Source organism: Streptomyces sp., from assembly GCF_035563135.1.
Classification (GTDB): Bacteria; Actinomycetota; Actinomycetes; order Streptomycetales; family Streptomycetaceae; genus Streptomyces.
Genome location: NZ_DATMVN010000372.1, coordinates 24803 through 30802 on the forward strand (window position 1 = coordinate 24803; position 6000 = coordinate 30802).

The 6000-nt window shown below is 74.6% G+C and carries 3 protein-coding genes and 1 pseudogene; all 4 read left to right on the top strand.

All coding sequences use genetic code 11. The features are described 5' to 3' along the window. Positions 1-85 precede the first annotated feature (85 nt). Entirely contained in the window at positions 86-814 is a 729-nt protein-coding gene (locus VN520_RS16175; protein ID WP_325747622.1) for a response regulator transcription factor, read from the top strand. A 218-nt stretch (positions 815-1032) separates the two neighbouring features. Next, on the top strand, positions 1033-4170 hold the full coding sequence (locus VN520_RS16180; protein WP_325747623.1) for a hypothetical protein: 3138 nt from the start codon (positions 1033-1035) through the stop codon (positions 4168-4170). After that, the gene (locus VN520_RS16185; RefSeq protein WP_325747624.1) at positions 4167-4874 is read left to right on the top strand and encodes a DUF4255 domain-containing protein; all 708 of its coding nucleotides are present in this window, start codon (positions 4167-4169) and stop codon (positions 4872-4874) included. The genes VN520_RS16180 and VN520_RS16185 overlap by 4 nt, the downstream gene beginning before the upstream one ends. Then, positions 4871-6000, top strand: a pseudogene (locus VN520_RS16190) (ATP-binding protein); the annotation flags it as partial. The gene VN520_RS16185 and the pseudogene VN520_RS16190, both read left to right, overlap by 4 nt.

Consider the following 6000-nt stretch of genomic DNA (forward strand, 5'->3'; position numbering starts at 1 on the left):
CCACCGGCTCTGCGGCACCACCGTTCCCGCAGCGGGCGATCCGCCCCGCGCCCTGCACATGCCCAAGAAACAGGTACTGACACCCATGTCCTGCCCTAGCGCAAGCAGCCCCGCCCCTCCCCCCGCCCTGCCGAAGCACTCGCCCGCCCCCGTCCGGCCCGCGCGCTGGACGACTCCCTCCATCCGCCAGGAACGCGTCTCGGTGGCCGTCTACGCACCCGATCCGATCCTGTACGTCGGGGTCGTCCAGCCCCTGCGCCAGCGGCCCGAGATCGAATTGAAGGACCTTCCCGACGCCGACCAGGCGCAGGTGTCCCTGGTCGTCGTGGACTCCGTGGACGACGAGACGGCCACCCTGCTCAACCGGTTACGGCACAATGCCAGGACCCGCACCGGCCTCGTGGTCGGCACCTTCGAGTCCGGGGACGCGCTGCAGCGCGTCATCGAATCCGGTGTGGCGGCGGTGCTGCGGCGCGCCGAAGCCGACCAGGACCAGCTGCTGCGCCTGGTCCTGGCGATAGCCAACGGCGAGGGCGTCCTGCCCGGAGATCTGCTGGCGAAACTGCTCAGCCACGTGGGCAGTCTCCAGCGCTCGGCCCTCGACCCGCGCGCCGTGTCCCTGTCGACGCTGACCTCACGCGAGGCGGAGATGCTGCGTCTGGTGTCGGACGGGCTGGACACCGCGGAGATCGCCCGGAAGACCTCGTTCTCCGAACGCACCGTCAAGAACGTCCTGCACGAGGTCATCACACGGTTGCAGCTGCGTAATCGCGCCCACGCCGTCGGTTACGCGCTGCGCAACGGCTTGATCTGACCGCCGGGTGGCTCCCCGGCGGCCCGCAGGCCGCCCCGCCGCTGCCCGAAAGCGCACCGGACGTTTCCCCCGGGTGCGTCCCGTCGGCCCTGCTCCGTCAGGGCCGGCGGGCGCAGGATGGCGGGTGTATGTGCGACGGCGGCATTCGGACTGTGAGGTGGGCCGTGAACGGCACGGGAGAACGCGGAAGCTGGCGGCACCGCCTGGGGAGATCCGGCATGTCGCTGCTCCTGCTGGCCCCCCTCCTCGCTGTCACGACGGCCCCCGCACCCGGCCCCGGCCCTGCCGGGGCCGACGCCGTGGCGGCTGACGCGGCCACCACCCGGATCACGTACGCCGGTACCCGGCACCACAGCCTGGGACACGTCGCGACGACCACGTCCAGCACGCCTCTGTTCGGCAAGGGCCCGGCCCACTTCGACGTACAGCCGGCAGCGCTGGGCAGCACGATGGTCTTCGCGAGCCGCCGCGACGAGAAGAATCCGCAGATCTACCTCAGGGCCGGGAACGGGTCGGTGAGCCGGCTGACCAAGGGCCGGGACGCGGCGCACCCCCGGCTGACACCGGACGGCCGGGCGGTCGTGTTCGACTCCGCCGAGCCGAGGGCCGGTGGCGGCACCCAGCGCGACCTGTGGCTGGTGCGGACCGACGGGAACGGTCTGACCCGGCTGACCGACACTCCCGCGAACGAGGAGAGCCCCACGCTCTCCCCGGACGGGCAGCGCATGGCCTACTCCAGCGACGGTGATCCGGTCGTGGGGCAGCAGATCTACGTACGCCCCTTGGAGGGCGACGCCGCCGACACCGACCGTGTCACCGGGCCCGCGGACGGCACGGGCAGCGAACCCGTCTGGAACCCGGTGGACGACGCCGAGAACGGCGACATCATCGCGTACACGGCGACCGGCGCCGACGGACCGCGCCTGCGCTGGACCGCCGGCCGCGGCGGGGGCGGCGGCCCGCTGCTGTCCGGTGCGCAGGCCGGCTGGCAGACCCACGGGGCAGCGTGGCTGCCCGACGGGGACGGCGTGCTGTTCCTCAGCCCGGACCGCACCTGTGAGTGCGAGGGTGACTGGGACCATGTGTTCCGGGTGCCGGCCCACTCGGAACAGACGCCGGCGCTGGTGCTGAGCGAGGACCGCGAGGTCGGGTCGGTCACCTGGCTCGGCCCGCTCGACGGCGGGACCGCCGTGGTGGACCGTACGTCCGCGCCGGGGCCTCATGCGGTGACCCTCCAGGACGTGCGGACGGACGGCTCCGACCCGCGTGACCTCGGCGTGACGATCCTCGAGGAGGACCCTGCGGCCGACACCGAGACCGACCCGGCCGAGGATCCGCTGTTCGAGCCCGCCGCCGGGTACGACCCGTGGACCGAGCGGCAGAACTACACGCCCGACGGCCGGCGGATCGTGGTGACCCGTTTCGAGGACGCGTCCGACGGGCGGATCGAGCGCATCTGGACCGTGGACGCCGACGGCTCGAAGGCACGGGCCCTGCCGCTCGCCGGACGTGAGGCCGGGGACTGGGACACCGACCCGGCGTTCTCCCCCGACGGTGAACTCCTCGCGTTCACCCGCACATCGCCCGGTGGCGTCGGCGAGGCGGCCGGGCCCAGCAGCATCCTGATCGCGGACGCCGTCACCGGCGAGCTCCGGGGCGAGATCGTCCCGCCCGCGGGGGAGGTCCGAGGGGGCGACGCCCAGCCCGCCTGGTCCTCCGACGGCACCACCCTGGCCTTCACCCGCGAGGAGGTGATCGACGGGGGCGGCGGAAACAAGCACATCTGGACCGTGCCGGTGGACCACCTGGACCAGCAGCACGATCTGAGCGAGACCGCCTGCCCCGGCGCCTGCGCGGTGATCGACGACAGTCCGGCCTTCTCACCGGACGGGAGGACGATCGCCTTCAACCGGAAGAACGGCGCCGGCCTGGTCGACGAGCGCAACGGCATCCTGCTCGCCTCGGTGACGGGTGAGGACTGCCGCGTCCTGCTGCCCGACGCCGCACGCGGCCTGCCCGGTGCCTGCGGCCGCCGGCTGCCCGACACCACGGCCTCCGGGCCGTACCAGCCCCGGGACGCCGCGTGGACCGCGGACGGCCGGAGCCTGGTGTTCAGCTCCCGCACCGGGGTGGCCAGGAACAGTCCGGAGAAGCTGCAGACGGTGGATGTGGACTCGGGTGCCATGACGCCGCTCACCGACACGCTGCCGGGCCGGCAGAAGGAGCCGGGCGTGCAGCAGTCCGTGGACCTCGAGGTGCAGGCGCCCGACACGTCCAGGGAGATCACGGTCGGCCGTACCGGCACGATCCGGGTCGACGTCGTCAACCACGGCCCCGCCCCCTCCCCCGGCACCGGGCTGACCGTCGCCCCGCCCGCGGGTGTCGGCGTCACGGGGCTGACCGCCCCCGGCGGTGTCTGCGACGCCGCCGCCCTGACCTGCGACCTGGGCGTGGTCCCGCCCGGCCGCACCGTCCCCGTGACCGTGACCCTCACCGGTGTCACGCCGGGCGAGCAGCCGGTCGGCTGGTCGGTCGCCGGCGCCGTGATCGACCCGGATCCCAGCGACAACGCCGACCGGACCACGGTGCCGGTGGCCGAGGCGCCCGAGCCGCCCGGCCCCACACCGGACCCGACCCCGCCCACCACAGCGCCGCCGGTCACCCCGCCGCCGGTCACGCCGCCCCCGCCGGCCGAGCCGCCTGCTCCGGAGGCCGGACCCGGCGTCCGTGTCACGGCACAGCCGAACCCCGGTTACGTCGGCGGCCGGGTCGTCGTCACGTACACGGTCCGCAACGGCCGCAACGCGCTGGCCACCGGGCTGCGCCTGCGTCTCGGCCTGCCCGCGGGAGTACCGAACAACGGGCCGCCCGCAGGCTGTGACACCGACTGGGTGTGCGCACTGCCCGATCTGGCACCGGGCGCCCGGGCCACGCTCCAGGTCGTGCTCAGCCCGCAGAAGGCGCTCACCGCCCGGGTCACCGGCGAACTGACCACGAGCGGCACGGACGCCGACCCGGGCGACAACACCGCCCGGCAGCGGCTGCGCGTCCTGCAGCCGCGGATCGTCGCGGTGCCGCCGATCGGCAAGCCCGGCTTCGTGACGTCGGTGCGCGGCAAGGACTTCCCGCCCGGCGTGCCGGTGCGGTTCCGCTGGAAGCCGGGGATCACCGCCGCGGCGGCCCCGACCGTACCGCTGACGGACGGCACGTTCATCGGCCAGTTGCTGATCCTCGCCAAGGACGCGACGGGCCCCCGTACGATCACCGCGAGCGGCCCCGGGTTCTCGCCGGTGAGAACGGACTTCCTGGTGGTCAACGGCAGCGTGCAGCCGCCGTACGGGGTGACGCGCCGGTGATCCACGAGGTGGACGAGGCGCTGCGGCGGCTGCTCGCCGGGTCCGGGCTCACGGAGTCGGGCATCGAGGTGGTCTTCGACGCGCCCACCAGCGACTGGGCGGCCCGGCGCAGCGCCCCCACCGTGTGCGTGTTCCTGTACGACATCCGCGAGGACAACTCGCGGCGCGGCAGCAGCGCGGGCGAGGTGTACGACGCGGACGGGTTCGTGGTCGCGCGCCGCGCCCCGGCGCGCTGGTTCGAGCTGACGTATCTGGTCACCGCGTGGGCGGGCCGGCCGCAGGACGAACACCGGCTGCTCTCCCAGGTGCTGACCTGCCTCGTCTCGACCGACACCCTGGCGCCGGACCTGCTGACCGGTTCGCTCGCCGAACTCGGCCTCATCGTGGGCCTGGACGCGGGGGGCACCGGGCTCGACGCCCCTGCCGCGTCCGACGTGTGGTCCGCCCTCGGCGGGGAGCTGAGACCTTCGCTCGGGGTACGGGTCCGGGCGCCGCTGGCCGGGGTCCGGCAGGTCGCCGCCCCGCCGGTCACCGAAGGACTGACCGTCCGCTCCGTGCCGCGGGCCGGGCCGGGCGACGCGGAGCCGGCCCGCCGCCTGCGCTACGCCGAAGTGAGCGATCCGGGCCCGGAGGGCTTCGGGGGGCCCAGAGAACGACAGCCGGCTCCCGCGCGCCGCCGGCGACGAGGAGAACGGCAGCCGTGACGTACACCGTGGAGCCCACTGCCCCGGCCGACGAGGACCGCGTTCCCTTCCTGTGGCAGCGGCTGCAGGTGGTGGAGGACCGGGTGCGGCGGGCGGTCGCGGACAGGCGCGCCGCCGATCCCGACCCGGACGACCCCTACCGGGGCCAGTACCTCACCCCCGACGCGGCCGCCCGGATCCTCGACGGACCGGGCGGGCTCGGCCTGCCCACGCCGGCACCCGCGGACCCGCCACCGGGGTCCGTCCTGGAGCGCCTGGTCCGGGCCTTCGGGCTGTCACCGCTGGATGTGGATCTGCTCCTGGTCGCCGTGGCACCGGATCTGGACCCCCGGTTCGAGCTGCTCTACGGCTATCTCAACGACGACCTCACGCGCCGGCGTCCCACGGCCGGCCTGGCACTGGAGCTGTGCGGGCACACGGGGATGTCCTCCGGCCGCTTCCGGCTCTCCCCCGGCGCACCGCTGCTCGCGGGCGGTCTGGTGGAGATCACCGAGCCCGGCCGGCCACCGCTGTCGAGGGTGCTGACGGTTCCCGACCGGGTCACCGGGCATCTCCTCGGCAGTTCCGCACCCGACGCGCGCCTCATGGACGTGCTGGGTGCGGACACCGTCGAGCCGGCCCTCGACGCGGCGCTGGTCCGGCGGGCCACGGCCGCGGCCGGCACCGGCCATGTGCACCTCCGGGCCACCGGCGGCGCCCCCGAAGGGCTGGCGGGTGCCGCTCTGCGGGCGTCCGGACGTCCTCCTCTGGTCCTGGACGCGGCAGCGCTGGCCCGGCGGGCGGGCGACCTGCCCGAGCTGGCGCGGGCCGCTGCCCTCGAAGCAGGCCTGACAGGTGCCGGGGTGGTCATCGGCCCGCTGGACGTGCTGCCCGACAAGCCCTCCGAGCGGGCGCACATGCTGCGCACGCTGTGCTCGGCCCTGTCGGGGGCTCCCTTGTTCACCTACGGTCCGGACGGCTGGGACCCGGCATGGGCGGTCCGTACGCCCGTGACCCTGACGGTCGGGCCCCCCTCCCCCGACCAGCAGGTCTCGCGGTGGCGGCACGCGCTGGAGGCCGCCGCCGACGGCGGGCAGCCGGTGGAGGACGCCGACGCGCTCGCCCGGTCGGTGTCCGCGCACCGCCT

Excerpts from the sequence above, each read along its gene's own strand:
- VN520_RS16175 (WP_325747622.1), top strand. The coding sequence starts at position 86 with ATGTCCTGCCCTAGCGCAAGCAGCCCCGCCCCTCCCCCCGCCCTGCCG.
- VN520_RS16180 (WP_325747623.1), top strand. The coding sequence starts at position 1,033 with ATGTCGCTGCTCCTGCTGGCCCCCCTCCTCGCTGTCACGACGGCCCCC.